This is a genomic window from Paraburkholderia sp. DHOC27 (assembly GCF_003429005.1).
Lineage (GTDB): Bacteria > Pseudomonadota > Gammaproteobacteria > Burkholderiales > Burkholderiaceae > Paraburkholderia.
This window is the reverse complement of sequence record NZ_QVQV01000008.1, coordinates 53,512-71,627: the sequence shown is the minus strand read 5'-3', so window position 1 is coordinate 71,627 and position 18,116 is coordinate 53,512. Positions and strand designations below refer to the sequence as shown.

The window sequence follows — 18,116 nt, the reverse complement described above, 5'->3', positions numbered from 1 at the left end:
AGGCTTCAAAACAGGCCTTGCTTCAGTGCGTTTTCTCGTGCATTTTGCGCCTCACTTCAATCCATGCCCGATACCCGCTCCCTGAGTTTCCGCTTTGCCGTGCCTGATGAGGCCGAACTCATCAGCGCGATCGACTATGAGGCGGCGCAGCGCTTCGCGGACATCGGCATGGTGGGAATTGCAACTGCCCGGCCGATGGATGTGGCTTTCGTGCGGCGCAAGATCGAGGCGGCGGCGATCGTCGTCGCGTTAGAAAACGGCATACATTGCGTGGGATTCGTGATGTTCGCGCGCGGCGCCGAAGACTTTTACATCGAAGAACTCGACGTGCTCACCGCGTGGGCCGGCAGACGCATTGGCGCGGCGTTGATCGAACGCGTGGCTGGGCTTGCGCGCACAGCGCAGGCGCAGCGGCTGCTGCTGTCCACGTTTCGTGACGTGCCCTGGAACGCCCCGTATTATCAGCGGCTCGGTTTTCGCCCAATCGCCGATGCGGATCTGGATGACCATCTAAAAGCGCGCCGCGCCGATCACATCGCGCGTGGCATCGACGAAGCGAAACGAGTTTTTATGTGGCGCGCTGTCGACGCCATGCCTGCCTGATGTGCAACGGGCCCGAGGCGGATCGCTCCGCTCGGGCCCGTTGGCTTTACCCCATGTTTCAAGGGGTATTTGTGGCGCTCATACCAACTTTATTCCACGCTTACTCCACCGTTTCCAGCGCGGGATAGTCGGTGTAGCCGGTTTCGCCTTCTGCATAGTACGTGGCCGGGTTCGGCTCGTTCAGCGGCGCGTCGAGTTCGAAGCGGCGCGGCAGATCCGGGTTGGCGATGAACAACTGGCCCCACGCGATTGCGTCTGCTTCACCTGCATCCAGCACTTGCTGCGCGGTTTCCTTGGTGAACTTTTCGTTGGCGATGTACGGGCCGCCGAAGGCCGCTTTCAACTGCGGACCCAGACGGTTTTCGCCAAGCGACTCGCGCGCTGCGATGAAGGCGATCTTGCGCTTGCCGAGTTCGCGTGCCACATAACCGAAGGTTTCCGCGGCATTCGAATCGCCCATCGTGTGTGCGTCGCCGCGCGGCGCCAGGTGCATGCCGACGCGGTTCGCACCCCAGACCGAGATACACGCATCGGTCACTTCGAGCATCAGACGGGCACGGTTTTCGATCGGGCCGCCGTAAGCGTCGGTGCGTTTGTTGGTGCTGTCCTGCAGGAACTGATCGAGCAGATAACCGTTCGCGCCGTGCACCTGCACGCCGTCGAAACCTGCCGCCTTGGCGTTTTCCGCGCCCTTGCGATACGCCTCGACGATAGCGGGGATTTCAGCCAGATCGAGTGCACGCGGCGTGACGAACGGACGCTGCGGACGTACGAGGCTCACGTTGCCTTGCGCTGCGATGGCGCTCGGGGCAACCGGCAATTCGCCATTCAGGAAGATCGGATCCGAAATGCGGCCGACGTGCCACAGTTGCAGAAAGATCTTGCCACCGGCGGCGTGCACGGCGCTCGTCACGAGCTTCCAGCCTTCGACCTGTTCCTGCGACCAGATGCCAGGCGTGGCGGCATAGCCGATGCCTTGCGGGGTGACGGAGGTGGCTTCGCTGATGATCAGCCCTGCGGAGGCGCGCTCCGCGTAGTACTTCGCCATCAACGCATTGGGGACGCGGACGTCACCGGCGCGCTGACGCGTCAGCGGCGCCATGATGATACGGTTCGATAGCGTGAGATCACCAATCTGCAGCGGATCAAAGAGAGTCGGCATAGGGGTCACCTTTTCTGGCGGGCACGCAGCCCGTGATGATGATAAGAAACAGCCTGAAGAGAAACGTGCAGCGATAGAGCGGCAAGCGCCACGTCTCGCCTAAAGACCCGCATTCACGTGCTGGAGAAACGCCTGGATGACGGCCTCGTTACGCTTGAAAAATATCCACTGTCCGACGCGCTTCGACGTGACGAGACCCGCGCGCTGCATGGCGGCGAGGTGCGCTGAAACGGTGGACTGCGACAGCCCGCAACGAGCGTCGATGGCACCGGCGCATACGCCGTGATCGAACGCCAGTTCCTGCCCGGCGAAATACACCTGCGGTTCCCGCAGCCACGCGAGAATCTCGCGGCGTACGGGATTGGCCAGCGCTTTGTGGATCGCGTCGATGTCGATCTTCATCGCGGTGGTATCAAGTTCGTGAAATGTGGATCAAAAGGTTCAATGATGCTTTGCTGCCCGGAAGTCAGGGTGCAAACTGCATCGCAACAGTACGAAGTATATATCGGATTTTTACGATATGTGCGGATACACTATTCGCAGTGGGGTGATAGGTGCGGCAGGTCCGACCCTGCCGCAGCATGCTACGCGCAACTATCCAGCAGCTTCGATTCCTGCGCTCGCTCGATATCGGGGCTTCGATACGCCCGCTCCGGTATTTCAGCGAGTCTGGACGGATGCACCTGTGCGCTGAGCCCATAGAATTTCTGGAAGCTCATGATCAAGGGTGACCACTTGTCCGGATCAATACGATTGGCGTGACCCGCCATGAGCAGATTGGGATGGACGTGAACGCGCTGGATTCGCACCTCGATCAAACTAATGAAGCCGCGCAGTTGGTCGCTGTCTTCGCCGATGCCATGCGCCGCCGCTACGACTGCTTCGAGCTGGATCGGACATTCGAGCGCGCGTGCAGCCGCGACGGTATCGGATCGCACGCGCGTCATTCCCGCACGGCCGAATTTGTCGGGTTCATAAACGTAGCCCATCGCCCGTTTGAATTCTGGCACCGGATACGTGCCCGTGGTTCGTGCGATGCGGTCGACGGCGCCCACTTGGTCGATTGACGGAAGGTTCAGTACACATTCGCCAGTGCGCAGCAGATTGCGTGTGGTCTGCGACGCGGACGCGATGCCGAGTACGCCACGCCATCCCAGCCAGAACGCGGACGATATTGGTGCAAGATTGTGCGTACCGTCTTCGTTCACCGTGCTGACCAGAACGACGGGCGTGCCGAGATAAAGGATGTTGGGTTCAGTGACGACGTGAGGCGTATTCATGGGTTGTTTGCTCCGTGAGTGGGTGAGCCCATGATGTGACCTGTACGCCTTCGATACACTCCGATTCTTGCTTCGTTAATCCGCATTCATACCGTGCGAGCCGGTGCGATGCCGGTGCGATCAGAAATGGGCTGCCATCGCGGCCGCCTGCGCCTTCCCTTGCTCGACTGTCTCCTGCGCTTTGGCATCCCACGTGTGTTCCACCAGCAGTGTCTCCACTTCTTTCACGCCAATGAACTTGAGCCAGAAGTCGATGTAATCGGCTTGAAATGTAAAGCCGGGACTCATGACGCCCGCACCTTTGTCGTGGCTTTGTCCTCGAACGCAGATAACCAGTGCCCGTGGAATCTTCAGCATGGGACCGTATGCATCGCCATCGAAGGTGAACAGCATGTTGCGCTGACTCACGAGGTCGATCAGTTGCTTGAGTTTGTAAGGATAACCAAAATTCCACATCGGAACGCCGACGACTATCCGGTCAGCTTCCTGAAAGCGTTTCACGAGCGACTGTATCCGCATCCAGATCGACGATTCGGCTTCATCCATTGGTTCCTTTGATACGCCTTTGTACTTTGCACCAATGGCCTGACTGTCGAAGTCCGGCAAATTTTCGTCCCAGACGTTCAAGGTGTCCACTTCGATCGAAGCGGACGTCTTGAGGTAAGCATCGAGAAACGCGTTGGCCACTGCAATTGAGGCTGACTGTGCACCGCGAGGAGAAGATACGATGTTCAATAGACGCATGATGGGAGACCTCGACAAGAACGGTAGAAGATAAGCGATCTGGAGGGCTGTGAAAATTTGAAAATTCGAAAGCATTGGATCGGGAGAAGTGAACGGATGGCGCAACAACCATCGTCTATCGGTTTTCGTAAAGTGTTGCTGCATGTTTTTCAAATTTTCCAACCGCGTTTATCGTCGTAAGCTTGCGGTTCTGGAGTCGATGCATTGCCGCATCACTCACCCATGCCGCAGGAGTTCGCCATGCCACTCGTCAGGATTTCGCTGCTAAAGGGCAAGTCGCCGGAACAGATTCGCACTATCGCCGACGGTGTCCATCAAGCGCTGGTCGAGACCTACAACGTTCCTGAGAAGGACCGTTTCCAGATCATCGAGCAACGCAGTAGAGGCGAAATCATCTACGACAAGGACTATCTGGACATCGAGCGCACGGATGGCATAGTCATCATCCACATGACGGCTGGCCGGTGGCGAGATACGGCGACAAAGAAAGCCCTCTACCGTCGCATCGCGAAGCGGCTTTCTGACGACGCGGGCATTCGCCCCGAGGACGTGCAGGTCATCCTCTCGCCCAATGAAAGGGACGACTGGTCATTCGGAAACGGCCTCGCTTCGTATGTGCCTGACGCAGAGTAATTTCTCATCCGACTTCGTTTGCTAGAGGAAACGCATCATGATCATTCTCGTAACCGGCGCTACGGCGGGTTTCGGTGCAGCCATTACCCGACGTTTCGTGGCGGCCGGTCATCGGGTGGTGGCGACCGGGCGCCGCGCGGACCGACTGGAAGCACTCACCGCCGAACTCGGACGCGATCGGGTCTATCCCGTGGTCATGGATGTGCGGGATCGTGAGAGTGTCAACGCCGCCGTCGCGAATCTACCGGCAGATTTCGCTGCAGTCGACGTGCTCGTCAACAACGCGGGCCTCGCCGCAGGTCTAAGCCCCGCGCACCAGGCAGATCCCGATGATTGGGATACGATGGTCGACACGAACGTGAAGGGCGTGCTGCACGTGACCCGCGCCGTGCTGCCGGGCATGGTCGAGCGAAACCGCGGGCACGTGGTCAATCTGGGGTCCACGGCCGCAACCTACCCCTATCCCGGCGGCAACACCTATGGCGCGACCAAAGCCTTTGTACGGCAGTTTTCGCTCAACCTGCGCGCTGATCTGCTCGGCACGGCGATTCGCGTGACGGTTGTGGAGCCGGGTCTGGTTGGCGGTTCTGAGTTTTCAGTCGTGCGGTTTGGTGGTGACACGGAGCGCGCAACGAAGCTTTATGAAGGCACCAATCCGCTCATGCCAGACGATATTGCGGAAACCGTCTTTTGGGCTACGACGCAGCCCGCGCACGTCAATATCAACGTGATCGAAATGATGCCGGTTAGTCAGTCGTTTGGGGCGCTGCCGGTTCACCGCGCCTGACGTGTTGCGGTTCGATCTTGCGTAGATCGCGAGCCGCTCCAGAGGAGATAAGCAATGCTAATCAAACAGTACCAGATTACGCTACCCGCCGATTACGACATGGAGATCATTCGCGATCGCGTGGCGAATAAAGGTGAATCTTTCGACACGTTTCCCGGCCTTGGCCTCAAGTGCTTCCTGATTCAGGAGAAGGGGAAGCTGGGTTCAAGGAGCAACCGTTACGCGCCGGTCTACCTCTGGCCCAGTGCCGAGACGATGTTGGGATTTCTTGCCGGTCCTGCGTTCGGCGGAATCAAGGAAGCGTTTGGGGTACCGCCCGTCGAAACGTGGGCGGGGTTTGCGCTTGCCCGTGCGGGCCGGTTTTCCGACCCGGCACGGATCACGTTTGTCACGCGCGAAGAAGTCACGCTGTCACCCGACACTGACCTCGTGAGTCTGCGCAACCGCGAACGGGATGCAGCACATACCGCGGTAAATCGCGCCGACGGAGCACTTGTGCGCGCAGTAGGTCTTGATCCGCGCACCTGGCATCTGGTTCGTTTCGATTACTGGGCAACGACACCTGCGGAACTCCCGAGCGGCGTACAAGGCTACGAGGTGTTGCACGTTTCGGCGCCTGCCATTGGGGAGCTAAAGGACACCGCCCCGGCGTGAAGCGTGACGGGACGGACAGGCAATTGCGTGGCAGGCCGGCGAAAAGCCGCGGGTCCGCGAAACGAAGCTCAATCTGCAAGCGGCGACTCAGCGTAGGGCTGAGTGGTTTCTTCTTTGATGGTGTGCAAGACGATGTCGGTCAGCCGCTTCACCGCCGAACGAGATTCGGCCTCGGCGCGATACAGCGAGAGTGTTACCAGCGGAAGGGCGGGCAGGCCGTTGGCTGCGGGATCGAGCGCAATCAGGTTGGCGGGCATGCAGTTGGTCGTGCGCACGGTGATCCCGAGTCCCGCTTCAGCGGCCGCCCATAATCCGGAGAGACTGGGACTCGTAAAGACCTGTCGCCAGGGAATGCCGTGAGCGTCGAGAGCCGCAATACCCGCAGCGCGAAACGAGCAGGGCGGATCGAAAGCGACGAGCGGCAGCGGCTCGGAACCCGCGCTGATCTTGCCGTTCCAGTCTGGACGTCCGATCCACGAAATGCTGAATTCGCCAATGCGCTCGGCGTGAGGCGTCGTACCGCTCTCGCCCCATACGAGCGCCATGTCGAGTTCGCCTTTTCTGGTTTTCTCGACCAGCGGCACGCTGCGGTCCACCTGTACTTCCACGCGGACTTTGGGGTGCGCCCTTGAAAAGCGTCCTAGAACCGCTGGCAAAAACGTATCCGCGAAGTCCTGTGGCAGGCCGAGCCGAACCCAGCCCTCCAGATCGGAACCACGGATCGTGTCGACGGCTTCATCGTTCAACTCGAGAAGGCGCTTCGCATAGCCAAGCAGTCCTTCGCCGGCAGTCGTCAAGGCGAGACCCCGGCCGGATTTTTGCACCAATGGCAGGCCGACCTGCTCCTCGAGTTTGCGTAGCTGCGTACTGACGGCTGACTGGGACCGGCCGAGCCGGTCGGCCGCCCGTGCGAAGCTACCCAATTCGAAACCCGTGACGAAGGTTCGCAAGACATCCATGTCGAGATTGGTGCGGCTGACCATGCTTCGATTACTCCGATGTAACGGGTGCAAAAATTCGGATATCCCAATCTATTAGTCCGCGCGCCAGCCGTCAAGCACATAGCGGCTTTTGGGCCGATGCCACGTCTTGCAATGTATGCGACGACTTGCTTTAACGACATCGGTCATATGACCGATGTTTTCGATCTGCGCTGGACGAGATCATGGAGATCTCGCTCGATCCCGGGTGCCGCCCGCATGACAGCACGAACAATGAACAAGGAGCTTTGATGAATACGATAACGAGGCGGGAAATCGACGTGCTGGGTCAGCGCGTGAGTTATCTCGAGGCGGGCAGTGGCGAGCGCGTGGTGGTGCTTCTGCATGGCATGACGAGCGATGCGACGAACTGGGCGGAAACGCTGCCGGCCCTCGCATCGAGCGGATACCGGGCGATTGCGCCTGACCATCTGGGGTTTGGGCAATCATCGAAACCGAACATTCCCATCAAACCGAGAACCTTGGTGGACGTGATCGAGTCGTTACTGGATGTGCTGAAGATCGGTTCGGTCACGTTGGTCGGGCAGTCGATGGGTGGTCACGTGGCGGGGCTGTTTGCAGCGGATTCCCCTGTACCTGTCAACGGTCTGGTGCTCGTCAATGCCGGCTACGGGCTGGCACTGAGCGAGACAGACGACGTGCGTGATCTAGGCCATGCAAAAACGCGCGGCGGTCTATGGGCGCTCAATCCCGCGACCCGTCGCGAAGCCCGCGCGTTGCTTGCGCAAGTCTTTCACAACCAGGCGCTGGTTTCAGATGAGAACGTCGAGGCGTTCTTTGCGGCTCGACTTGGGACAGGAGATGGATGGGCGATCCAGTCGATTGCCGAATCGTGGGCGCGGCGCGAAGACATGCTCGATCCGCTTCTCGAGCGCCTCGGACGTTCAGCTGTGCTCGTCGTCCAGTCGCGGCATGACCAGATCACACCGCTCGAACTCGGGCTGAAGATCCATGACGGTATTCCCGGATCGCAATTGGCGGTTCTCGAAGACTGCGGGCATGCGCCGCCCGTGGAAGTGCCTGACGTATTTAACCGCGTGCTCATCGAATTTCTGAGTTCGGTGTGGGTGTGAGTGTTGGCCAGTGATGGTGAGTCCCGCATGCGGTTTTCTCTGGCGTCGTTTGTATAAGCTGGGCTAATGACTGAGTTAGAAAAGACCGTTATTCGGTTCGATGTGCGCCATATAAAATGAAACCGTCGATCAACCACAGAGACTATCCGGCGGGTACGAAATGGCGCAATGACGGTCAAGCAGGGTCAGCGCCGGATCCACTCTGTTCGATTAAAAGGAGTCGGAATCATGAAATTTTTCATCGGCGCTTTTATTCTCCTCGTCACACTGCTCGCCTTCGGCATCGGGACTGAAGCCTATTCCCACGTACGAAGCGTCAAGACGGAAACGTCGAATGTTCATGTGCAGCGGGCGCCGGCAAACAACATCGACCCGGGCGATTTCGTGCACGCGGACTGATAAAAAAATCGGTCGTGCCAAAGGAGTTTGCGGCGAGCGGTTCGGTCAGCAGGAACATGTTGAAACAGACGCAGGTTTGATTTTTCACTTCGACCGATCATGCCATTTAATTAGGAATACATTGTAAATGTTCGACGCCATCGCGCCATGCGTGGGCCCGGTCGTCAGCGCGACGCAGATTCATTGGCGTGCGTTGGCGTGAACATTGCCACGCTATCAATGCCTTCAAAAAAGGAACAATCTATGACCGATACGCCTACAGACGGCGACCCTGCCGCGCGCCTCGATGCGCCGCTTAGCCGTCGCAGCTTTCTGGCCGCTGGGCTTGCACTGGGACCGACAGTCTCCATGGGTGCTGTGCTCGCGACGCTCGCCGCAGCCGCAGAGCCGGCGGCCGCAGAGGTTGCGCCATCCGCATCGGCGGCCGCGTTAAACAAGAAACTCCTTCCAGGGTTCGAACAACGCTTCATACAGACTGAAGGCATGCAGGTGGACGGCATCATGGCCGAAGGCGCGATCATCAATACCTTGGTGGGCGGCAGCGGGCCACCGCTGATGCTCATCCACGGCTACCCCGAGAATCACCTTTGCTGGCACAAGATGGTGGCGGAGCTGTCCAAGCGTTTCACGTTGGTGCTTCCAGACCTGCGCGGTTACGGCGATTCGAGCAAGCCCGGCACCAGCCCGCAGCACGTGAACTACGCAAAGTCGGTGATGGGCTCGGACCTCATACAGGTGATGCGCACGCTCGGCTTCGAAAGATTTCAGGCAGTCGGCCACGACCGCGGTGGCCGCGTGCTTCAGTCCATGATGCTCGACAACCCTGAGCAGGTGACGCGGGGAGTCATGCTCGACATTGTCCCGAGCGATCTGATGTATGCAAGCATGAACAAGGATCTCGGAACGCGGTATTTCTGGTGGTTTTTCCACATCCAGCAGGAACCGCTTCCCGAGAACTTCATCAACGCGTTGCCGGAGTACTACGTGCGTAGCCACTTCGGGATCCAGAACAGGTCCGAAAGTACCGTCCCGCCCGAGTTGATGGCTGACTACATCCGCACCTGCGGTGAGCCTGCGGCTGTTCATGCTGCCTGCGAGGATTTTCGCGCCGGTGCCGGAATCGACAGCCGCGTGCTGGAAGCCAACCGAAGGGCCGGTCGAAAAATCACTCAGCCGTTGCTCACCGTATGGGGCTCGAAAGGAACGATCGGACAATCATTGGACGTGGCTGCGCTTTGGCGTGAAGAGGCAGATAACGTGAGCGCCAGTGGTTTGCCATGTGGTCATCTGATTCACGAAGAAGATCCACAAGGATTACTGAGTTTATTGAAAAGCTTCCTCGAACCTCATTGACCCATAGCCTCATACGCATGCGTACGATGAGAGTCGGCCTTATCACGGACCTCTTCTACGCGACGCGCCCGTCGCCACTGTGCCCAGACGCAAAGCGCTGGCATTCGGCCTCGATCCACGATACGAATGTCGCCGTGCGGGTGTCATCGGGCGTCCGATTCAAAAGCACGTAGCGTGCTGGCGCGACCACGTGGCGGTCGATGACCTTGACGAGCCGCCCGCTCCGCAATTCGTCTTCAATCAGCGCGGTTCGCCCAATTGCGATGCCTTGATGATTCAGCGCGGCAGCGATGGCGAGACTGGCCAGATTGAACTGGGGGCCGGCGATGTGCGCGGTCCAGCCAGGTTGAATCGCAGAGGTCCACGTCTGCCATTCGATGAACGCCGGTGCGCCCTCCCACGGTTCCGCGTCATGCAGAAACGTGACGCCTTCGGTCAACTCGCCATTGCGCAATCCTTCGTGTCTCGCGAGATATGCCGGTGTGCCGACCACAACGAGATGTTCAGGCATCAGCTCCCGCGCAAAACCTGAGTCATATGCATTCGGATCGTAGCGAATCGCAACGTCGATCTCGCTGGCCAGCATGGCGTTGAGATCGAGCCCATGAAAATCCGCCTTCAGGCGAACCGGATAGTCCGGGCTATTCTGTTGATACTCGCTGAGCCGCGGCATCAGCCATTGAAGCGCAAATGACGGCGAGCAATTCACATGCAGCGGCAAATCCGATTGAGCGAGCCGCTGCAGCGTGTGCGAGAGTTCCGCAAGGCAGCGCGTCGCGGCGACTGCGAGTTCGCCGCCCCGATGCGTGAGCACGAGCCCGCGCGCCTGTCTGACAAAGAGCGGATAGCCGAGGCGATCCTCGAGATTGCGAATCTGCTGACTGACGGCGCTTTGCGTCAGATGCGTCTCGGCGGCGGCTTTCGTGAAGTTGAGATGGCGGGCGGCCACCTCGAAACAGCGAAGCGCACCAAGGAGCGATGAATCTAGCTGAAGCGTCGTCATAAGCGTGGCTGATCGAAGGCGAAACGTATGGCCACGACCCGTTGACGCAACCGTTCGACTCGCCGTGCTGCAAAATATAGGCGATCCAGACGGACCCGAAAATTTGAAAAGCTAGAAGCGTTAGATGTAAAAAATCGAACGGTTTACGTAACGCCTCGCAAGCCGTCAACCCGTCACTGCGCGAGCATCAGGTTCAGGTTCTGAACAGCAGCGCCCGCTGCCCCTTTGCCGAGGTTATCGAAAACCGCGGAGAGCAGCACGTGTCCGTGTTCGTCGTTAGGAAACACGCTCAGGCGCAAATGGTCCGTCCCGTTCATTGCCTGCGGATCCAGTTGCGTCAACGCAGACGATTCATGCAGCGGCATGACCTGTACGTGGGGCGCCTCGGCGTAGTGACGCGCGAGGCACGCGTGAATCGTAGCGCCGTCTACGCGAGGTCCCAGCTGCCGCACATCCAGAGGCACCGTCAGCACGATCCCCTGGCGGAACGCACCGTACGCGGGGACGAAGATGGGACGCTGCGATAGCCCGGCGTGCTGCTGGATCTCCGGGGCGTGCTTGTGCGCGAGCCCGAGACCATAGACCTGGAACGACGGCGCGTTGACAGCACCCGGTCCCTCGTATTGCTCGACGCCGACGCGTCCGCGTCCGGAGTAACCCGACACCGCGTAAATGCTGACCGGGTGGTTCGCCGGAATGAGTCCGGCATGCGACAGCGGCCGCAGCAGCCCGATTGCGCCAGTGGGATAGCAGCCTGGATTGCTGACCCGACGCGCGGTCGCGATGCGCTCAGGTTGCTCCGGCGTCATTTCCGGAAAGCCATAGGTCCAGCCCGGCTGTGTGCGATGCGCGGAACTCGCATCAATGACTCTCACGGCGGGGTTGACGATCGCGCTCATCGCCTCGCGGGCGGCGTCATCGGGCAGGCACAGGATGGCGATATCACAGGCGTTGATGGCTTCGGCGCGACGCGTCGCGTCCTTGCGTTCCGTTGCGGGAAGCGTGATCAGCGTCAGGTCGGTCCGGCCGCGAAGCCGTTCGTGAATCTGCAATCCAGTGGTGCCTTGGTCGCCGTCGATGAAAACGAGGGAAGGGTTCATGCGCGGGATACTCCGGTGACAGGTAACAGGTGGAACGAGCCTGTATCTTCCGCGCTCGGCTAGAATAACGAAAGTTGAATTTCATAACCTGTGTATTCAGTATTTCTGAATCAGGAAGGCGATATGCGAGAGATCAGCCTGGACCGCTTGCGTACTCTGGTCGCGATTGCCGACCGCGGCTCTTTTGCCGATGCGGCGCGTGCGTTGCATCTGGCGCCGCCCACGGTGAGCCTCCACGTCGCGGAACTGGAAGAGCGCATTGGGGCTCCGCTGCTGTCGCGCAAACGTGGACATGTGCGGCCTTCGGCGACCGGCGAGTTGTTGGTCGAGCGCGCGCGTCGACTGCTGGCCGACGCGGAACAGGCGTTAGACGACGTTCATCGCCAGGTTCAAGGGCTTGTCGGACGTGTTCGGCTCGGCGCATCGACTGGCGCCATCGCGCATCTGTTGCCGCAAGCGCTCGAAGTGCTGCGTCAGCACCATCCCGCCATAGATATCCAGATCGCGGTATTGACGTCGCACGAAACGCTTGCGCGTTTAACGGATGGGACGCTGGACATTGGCCTCGTCGCACTGCCTCAACCTCCGGTGGCTGGACTCGTAATAAAGCCCTGGCGGCGCGATCCGGTGATGGCATTTATACCGGCGCATTGGCGGTGCCCGGCGCGCGTTACGCCTGAATGGCTCGCGACTCAGCCGCTCATTCTCAATGATGCGACCACGCGTCTGTCGCGTTTGACCGCTGAGTGGTTTGCGGCCGCAGGGCATCATCCCGCGCCGCGCATTCAGCTCAATTACAACGATGCGATCAAGAGCCTGGTGGCGGCAGGTTACGGGGCGGCGCTGTTGCCGCATGAGGCGACGACGCCACTGCCCGACAAGCGCGTTGTCATGCGTCCGCTGCGACCGGCGTTGTGGCGTCGGCTCGGCATTGCGCATCGTACGGGGCACGTCGAACGGTCCACGCAACACGTGCTGGATGCGCTGTGGGATCTAAGATTGAAGTAGGGGTTTGGCGTTTGGCAGATTGGGCTCGCTCAGTCGCTCAGTCGCTCGGGGCGGTGACGCAGCGGCCGCACGAACGCGCCTGACCCAGTCGCAGACGTCCAGCACTAACGCTAGCGTTAGCGCCGCATTCGCATCGGCAAAGCCACAAGCCATCTCCGAGGTATCGCTCGGTTGTCAACTGACCGAAAAGCTCGCCGCCGCGCAAGGCGGGTGAGCCTGGCCGGGATCGCCACACGCGACGCTGCTCCCGGCACCCACAATCGAGCGTTCGACCGCTCGTCACTGCCTCGAAAGCAGCAACGACGTGGGCGTCACACTTGCACTTCCAGAGCCAGACGTCCGCGCCGCGATATTGCAGCGCGACGAGGTCGCCAAAGGCGCGACCCGTGATATTGCGGGTCGGCGGGAAGGGCCATGCAGGCGGCAGATGGGGCGGAATGCGCTTTTTCACGGATGGTAAATGGGATTCGCCGTGTGACTTTCAAGGCTTGGCTTTGGACGTCGAGTCGCGAGCGCGGCTTAAAAAATGGGGCGGGACAGTGCCTGTTTTGAACCAACGCCCACAAGATACCATTGACATGGTTGCGAGTCGCAACTATATTGGTTGTGCATCGCAACTAATGTGTAACTGATACGTAACCCATACGCCTCCATTACGCAACTAATCCGACTCCATCATGATTCTGACCGAAAGCCCCAGCGCGACGTCGCCGAATACCGTCCGTCAGTTGCGGGAATGCTCGCGAAAGCTCGTCCGTGAACTTGGCTTCATGCGGAACACCTTGGCTGACAGCGATCTGGCGCCGTCGGCCGTTCATGCGATTCTTGAAATCGGCGGCGCACCGGGCATCAGTGCGAAGGATCTCGGGGTGCTCCTGCGGCTGGACAAATCCAACACGAGTCGCCAGGTTGCCCGGCTTGAATCGGATGGTCTCGTCGAGCGCCGGGTTTCGGCCGATGACGCCCGTTCGTCCGAGCTCTTTTTGACGGCTGCGGGCAAGCAGCTCAGACAGAAAATCGACCGGTTCGCTTCCTCGCAGGTCGCGAGTGCGCTTCAACATTTGCCCGACGCCGACCAACTGGAACTGGTGCGCACGCTTGGACTGTACGCCGATGCCCTGGGACAGGATAACGTGGTCGGTTCTGCGCCTGGCGAAGGCATGGGTCCGTCCATATCCGAGGGTTACCAACCGGGCTGCATTGGCGATGTCGTTGGCTTGCATGCGCGCTTTTATGCGGAGCACTGGGGTTTCGGGGCCTTTTTTGAAAAAAGAGTGGCGACGGAACTCGCCGCGTTCGCCGATGCGTTGCCCGCGGACGGCAAGGCGCTTTGGCTGTGCGTCGAAGATGGTCGCACGCTGGCGTCGCTCGCAATCGACGGCGATCTCGAGACGGGGACCGCGCATCTACGATGGTTTATCGTCGACGACACGTTGCGCGGTACGGGGATAGGACGGCAGCTCATGGCGCGCGCAATGGAGTTCGTCGACAGGCACTTCGTAGAAACGTACCTTGCGACATTCAAGGGACTCGATGCCGCGCGCCATCTGTATGAGTCGTTCGGCTTCGAACTGTGCGAAGAGACAGAAGGCACGCAGTGGGGCACGAAAGTACTGGAGCAACGCTTTGTCCGTCGTGCCGGTTGAGTGCTTTCGGCCTTAGGACGGACCATCGGGCCGCCATGCCGTTCACGTCTCAACCGTCACCCTGTGCATCTCGCGCCGCTCTCCGTGGTAGTCGTTGATGGGCAGATGCTGGGTGCTGCGGTTGTCCCAGAACGTCACGGTGCCGGGTGCCCAGCGCACACGGCAGGTGAACGCCGCCTGCGTCGCGTGCTGGCACAGGTAGTCGAGCAGCGGACGGCTCTCTTCGATCGTCATGCCCTTGAAATGCGTGGTGTAAGTCGAATTCACGTAGAGCAGCTTGCGGCCGGTTTCCGGATGGACGACCAGCACCGGATGCTCGCCGCTTCGGTTAACCAGTCGTAGTGGTTCGAGCGGTCGGCCGGTCTCGGGGTCGACTTCCGGAACCGGCGTCTCGTGAATGGCGCTCAGGCCTTCGAGCATGGTTCTCATGGCAGGTGAGAGCGCGTCATGCGCCGCATACATGTTCGCGAACAATGTGTCGCCGCCTTTGCTGGGCGTTTCGACCGCGTAGAGGACCGAACCGAGCACCGGCCGCGTCAGGAAGGTCACGTCCGAATGCCACTTCTCGCCAAACACGCGGCGGTCGTCCTTCTCCTTGACCACACGCAGCACTTCGGGATGTCCGTCGAGCGGCCTGGCGAGGATGTACGGATGAATGTGCAGCGGACCAAATTGACGCGCGAAGTTTTTGTGCTGATCGAGCGTAAGCTTCTGGTCGCGAAACACCAGCACCTGGTAGTCGAATAGCGCACGGCGCACCGCGGCGAATGTATCCGGCGGCAGCGGCGCCGACAGGTCGATGTCGAGAATTTCGGCGCCCAGCGCGCCCACCATCGGTTCGATTCTCATCTCACGTCTCCAGTGCCGCGATCACTATAGCCGGCCGGCTTCGACGATCCGCTGCAGGAACACACGAGTGCGTTCGTTGCGTGGCGCGTCGAAGATCTGTTGCGGCGGCCCTTCCTCATGCACACGGCCTTCGTAGAGGAAGCATACTTTGCTCGCGACTTCGCGGGCGAATGCCATTTCGTGCGTGGCGAGCAGCATCGTCATGCCTTCGGCGGCGAGGTCGCGCACCATGCGCAACACTTCGGACACCAGTTCAGGATCGAGTGCCGAGGTGATCTCGTCGAGCAACAGCAGCATGGGCCCCATCGCCAGCGCGCGCACAATTGCAACGCGCTGCTGCTGGCCGCCCGATAGCCGGTCCGGGTAGGCGTTCGCCTTGTGTTCGAGGCCGATCCGCTTGAGCAGCTTCAGCGCTTTTGCTTCGGCTTCCTGACGATCGACGCCGAGCACACGGATCGGCGCGAGCGTCACGTTGGCGAGCACCGTCATATGCGGAAACAGATTGAAGCTCTGAAACACGATGCCAATGTCGCGGCGCAGCGCGTCGACGTCGACGCCCGCGCCGGTCATGCGGTCACCGTGAATACGGATCTCGCCACCGTCGATCTGTTCGAGGCCATTGATACAGCGCAGCAGCGTGGACTTGCCGCAACCCGACGGCCCGATCAGGCACACCACATCGTGTTCATCCACGTCGAGCCGCAGCCCGTCGAGCACGGTGTGCTCCCCATAGCGTTTGCGGATATCGGCGATCTCGATCAAGGGCATACGGGCCTCACATACCGCTCGCAAGGCGGCGTTTCTCGATCAGCCGGTCGACGAGGCGTGTCTGCGGAATCGTGATCGCGATGAAAATAATGGCCACCGTCGACACCGCCGAGAGGTTGAAATGGTTGCTCGCGATGATCTTCGCCTGATTGAACGAGTCCATCGAACCGATGATGTTCACGAGCGCGGTGTCCTTCTGCAAGCTGATGAACTGGTTGAGCAACGGCGGAATCATCCGGCGTACGGCTTGCGGGATCACGATGAAACGCAGCGTCTGCGCGTAGGACAGCCCAAGCGAGCGCGCCGCCGCGGTTTGGCTCCAGTGAATGCTTTCGATGCCGGCGCGGTAAATCTCCGCCACGTACGAGCTCGAGGTCAGCGTCAACGCGATGATCGCGAACGACTCGGGCGAGAGGTCTTTCAGAACCGGCAGGCCGGTCAGCGAGATGCCGAAGCCGACCAGGTAGATGGTGATGATCGCGGGCAGGCCGCGGAATACGTCGATATACGTGACGGCGAGTACGCGGATCGGACGGCCCGCTGCACCTGGCGCCATCCGTGCGATGGCGGCGGCCAGACCGACAATCAGCACCAGCACCTCCGCCACCATGAAAATATGGATGTTGGTCCAGAACGCCTTGACGACGAGCGGCAGCGTCTCGGCCATCAGCGGCAGCAGGAAAAACGTGCGGCTGACAGCCAGATCGTTGGCGATCAGAAACTGTATGACGCCGACGATGACCAGCAGCGAGACCGCAAGTCCGGCCGAGGTCCACGTGGCGCTGCGCGAAGCAGAGGCGGCGGTGCGCGCTGCGGAAAGATCGCCATCAGCGACCGCGCGACGGGCGCGCCGCGCGTCACGCAGGCTGCGTAGCGCGGGCACCAGCGGATACAGTCCACCGATGCCGAGCAGGACCAGCAGCCCCTCGATTCCCTTGCCAGTCACACCAAGCGATGCCAGCGCCACGCGCAGATCGAATAGCGTGCGCCAGAAGCACGCCACGACCAGCAGCGCACACACGGTGACGACCAGAGCGCCCCGGGTGGTGTCTTTGGGCGGGGCGCGAAAGTGCCAGTAACGATCCTCGGGTGCGGCCTGCAGTTCAAGCGGTTGTTGCATGCGAGCGGCGCCGCCTTATGGCTTGAAGTAGGGGATTTGGGTCGGATCCTGGCCCCACGCCGCCGCCAGGTACTTCTGCGTCAGCATCTTCAGTGTGCCGTCATCGGCCATCGCCTTGATGATGTGGTTCAGGTCCGCGGCGTTGGCCGAGCCTTTCGGATAGATCGCGCCGTATTTCTCGCCCGTCGTGTACTGGCCGACCACTTTCATCGTGCCGTGCGAATTGGCGGCCTGGCCGAGCGAGTACGCGGTGTCGGTCAGCACGACGTCGATCTGGTTGGCGGCGAGCGCGGTGAACATGCCCGACGTATCGGGGAACACCTTGACGGGTTGCGACGGCTTCAGCACGTTGCTGGCGAAATCGGCGCCGGTCGTGCCCTGGTGGACGCCGATACGCATCGTGCGAATATTGCTGGCAGTGACCTGGTTCGACGATTTGACCAGCGCGCCGATGTCCGAATCGAAGTAGGGCGTCGAGAAATCCACCACCTTCGCGCGCTCTGGCGTGATCGACGCTTCGGACAGCGCAAGGTCATAGTCCTTGGTCTGACCTGCGATCAGCGCGTCCCACGACACGTTGCGCACCGCGACCTTATCGAGCCCCGCACGCCACGCGATATTCGCGGCCATGCAGTACTCGTAGCCGTCCTTCATGGATTCCGGTGTATCGCCGTTCCACCAGCCGGGCGCGGGTAGCGACACCTCGACCGTCAACTGGCCTGGAATGGCCGGCTTGAGCGGCATCGAACCTTTCTTGCCGGTGATGGCGCAGCTTCCGTAAGTCTGCGCGCTGGATGGCATCGAGACGCAGCCGAGCGCCGCGACGGCGACGAAGGCGAAAAGCAGCGAGGCCCTGCGCTTGCGCGAATCCGTGTGCATGTTGTTCTCCTTCGGCATGTTCTCAATACCGCGTTCTTAAGCATAGGAAGCGCG

The 18,116-nt window shown here is 60.4% G+C and carries 20 protein-coding genes; 9 read left to right on the top strand and 11 right to left on the bottom strand.

The features are described from left to right. The first annotated feature begins 63 nt into the window (after positions 1-63). Positions 64-603: a GNAT family N-acetyltransferase gene (locus D0B32_RS24430; protein WP_117336879.1), complete on the top strand. Its 540-nt coding sequence runs from the start codon at positions 64-66 to the stop codon at positions 601-603. A gap of 100 nt (positions 604-703) precedes the next feature. Here the strand turns inward: D0B32_RS24430 and D0B32_RS24425 are convergent, their stop codons facing one another. The 4 genes from D0B32_RS24425 to D0B32_RS24410 form a co-directional block, all read right to left on the bottom strand. After that, positions 704-1,765, bottom strand: coding sequence for an alkene reductase (locus tag D0B32_RS24425; RefSeq protein ID WP_117336878.1), 1,062 nt, complete (start codon positions 1,763-1,765; stop codon positions 704-706). A gap of 99 nt (positions 1,766-1,864) precedes the next feature. Next, positions 1,865-2,167, bottom strand: a complete 303-nt coding sequence (locus D0B32_RS24420) for a helix-turn-helix transcriptional regulator (protein WP_117336877.1) — start codon at positions 2,165-2,167, stop codon at positions 1,865-1,867. A gap of 182 nt (positions 2,168-2,349) precedes the next feature. Further along, the gene (locus tag D0B32_RS24415) at positions 2,350-3,045 is read right to left on the bottom strand and encodes a flavin reductase family protein (RefSeq protein WP_117336876.1); all 696 of its coding nucleotides are present in this window, start codon (positions 3,043-3,045) and stop codon (positions 2,350-2,352) included. A gap of 120 nt (positions 3,046-3,165) precedes the next feature. After that, positions 3,166-3,789, bottom strand: a complete 624-nt coding sequence (locus tag D0B32_RS24410) for an FMN-dependent NADH-azoreductase (RefSeq protein ID WP_117336875.1) — start codon at positions 3,787-3,789, stop codon at positions 3,166-3,168. 240 nt (positions 3,790-4,029) lie between these two features. Between D0B32_RS24410 and D0B32_RS24405 the strand changes: the two genes are divergently transcribed. The 3 genes from D0B32_RS24405 to D0B32_RS24395 are packed head-to-tail and all read left to right on the top strand — an operon-like array spanning position 4,030 to position 5,863. Continuing rightward, on the top strand, positions 4,030-4,422 hold the full coding sequence (locus D0B32_RS24405; protein ID WP_117337169.1) for a tautomerase family protein: 393 nt from the start codon (positions 4,030-4,032) through the stop codon (positions 4,420-4,422). Between the two features lie 37 nt (positions 4,423-4,459). After that, complete coding sequence (locus tag D0B32_RS24400) at positions 4,460-5,209, top strand: SDR family oxidoreductase (protein WP_117336874.1); 750 nt, start codon at positions 4,460-4,462, stop codon at positions 5,207-5,209. A gap of 54 nt (positions 5,210-5,263) precedes the next feature. Then, positions 5,264-5,863, top strand: coding sequence for a DUF4865 family protein (locus D0B32_RS24395; RefSeq protein WP_117336873.1), 600 nt, complete (start codon positions 5,264-5,266; stop codon positions 5,861-5,863). 68 nt (positions 5,864-5,931) lie between these two features. On the opposite strand, the gene D0B32_RS24390 is transcribed toward D0B32_RS24395, so the two are convergent. Further along, positions 5,932-6,846, bottom strand: a complete 915-nt coding sequence (locus D0B32_RS24390) for a LysR substrate-binding domain-containing protein (protein WP_117336872.1) — start codon at positions 6,844-6,846, stop codon at positions 5,932-5,934. Positions 6,847-7,094: 248 nt separating this feature from the next. Here D0B32_RS24390 and D0B32_RS24385 point away from each other — a divergent pair, with 248 nt between their 5' ends. The 3 genes from D0B32_RS24385 (at position 7,095) to D0B32_RS24380 (ending at position 9,689) form a co-directional block, all read left to right on the top strand. Then, positions 7,095-7,937 carry an alpha/beta fold hydrolase gene (locus D0B32_RS24385; protein ID WP_181969897.1) on the top strand — a complete coding sequence of 281 codons (843 nt, stop codon included), beginning with the start codon at positions 7,095-7,097 and terminating at the stop codon, positions 7,935-7,937. Positions 7,938-8,165: 228 nt separating this feature from the next. Continuing rightward, positions 8,166-8,336, top strand: coding sequence for a hypothetical protein (locus D0B32_RS32645; protein ID WP_181969896.1), 171 nt, complete (start codon positions 8,166-8,168; stop codon positions 8,334-8,336). A gap of 243 nt (positions 8,337-8,579) precedes the next feature. Continuing rightward, positions 8,580-9,689, top strand: coding sequence for an alpha/beta fold hydrolase (locus D0B32_RS24380; RefSeq protein WP_220444958.1), 1,110 nt, complete (start codon positions 8,580-8,582; stop codon positions 9,687-9,689). Between the two features lie 55 nt (positions 9,690-9,744). Here D0B32_RS24380 and D0B32_RS24375 read toward each other — a convergent pair whose 3' ends face one another. Next, positions 9,745-10,692 (bottom strand): LysR substrate-binding domain-containing protein, encoded by a 948-nt coding sequence (locus tag D0B32_RS24375; protein WP_117336870.1) that lies wholly within the window; start codon positions 10,690-10,692, stop codon positions 9,745-9,747. A 173-nt stretch (positions 10,693-10,865) separates the two neighbouring features. Beyond that, positions 10,866-11,792, bottom strand: a complete 927-nt coding sequence (gene argC, locus D0B32_RS24370; RefSeq protein ID WP_117336869.1) for an N-acetyl-gamma-glutamyl-phosphate reductase — start codon at positions 11,790-11,792, stop codon at positions 10,866-10,868. Positions 11,793-11,915: 123 nt separating this feature from the next. On the opposite strand from argC, the gene D0B32_RS24365 reads away from it, so the two are divergent. Both D0B32_RS24365 and D0B32_RS24360 read left to right on the top strand, forming a co-directional pair. Further along, entirely contained in the window at positions 11,916-12,800 is an 885-nt protein-coding gene (locus D0B32_RS24365; RefSeq protein WP_117336868.1) for a LysR family transcriptional regulator, read from the top strand. 677 nt (positions 12,801-13,477) lie between these two features. After that, complete coding sequence (locus D0B32_RS24360) at positions 13,478-14,446, top strand: helix-turn-helix domain-containing GNAT family N-acetyltransferase (RefSeq protein ID WP_117336867.1); 969 nt, start codon at positions 13,478-13,480, stop codon at positions 14,444-14,446. Positions 14,447-14,488: 42 nt separating this feature from the next. Here the strand turns inward: D0B32_RS24360 and D0B32_RS24355 are convergent, their stop codons facing one another. Genes D0B32_RS24355 through D0B32_RS24340 form a run of 4 tightly spaced genes read right to left on the bottom strand, consistent with a single transcriptional unit; the run spans position 14,489 to position 18,062 of the window. Then, on the bottom strand, positions 14,489-15,295 hold the full coding sequence (locus D0B32_RS24355; protein ID WP_117336866.1) for a TauD/TfdA family dioxygenase: 807 nt from the start codon (positions 15,293-15,295) through the stop codon (positions 14,489-14,491). Positions 15,296-15,319: 24 nt separating this feature from the next. Next, positions 15,320-16,057 (bottom strand): amino acid ABC transporter ATP-binding protein, encoded by a 738-nt coding sequence (locus tag D0B32_RS24350; RefSeq protein ID WP_310591209.1) that lies wholly within the window; start codon positions 16,055-16,057, stop codon positions 15,320-15,322. Between the two features lie 13 nt (positions 16,058-16,070). Beyond that, the gene (locus D0B32_RS24345) at positions 16,071-17,183 is read right to left on the bottom strand and encodes an amino acid ABC transporter permease (RefSeq protein ID WP_117336864.1); all 1,113 of its coding nucleotides are present in this window, start codon (positions 17,181-17,183) and stop codon (positions 16,071-16,073) included. A gap of 15 nt (positions 17,184-17,198) precedes the next feature. Next, complete coding sequence (locus D0B32_RS24340; protein ID WP_220444957.1) at positions 17,199-18,062, bottom strand: ABC transporter substrate-binding protein; 864 nt, start codon at positions 18,060-18,062, stop codon at positions 17,199-17,201. Positions 18,063-18,116 lie beyond the last annotated feature (54 nt).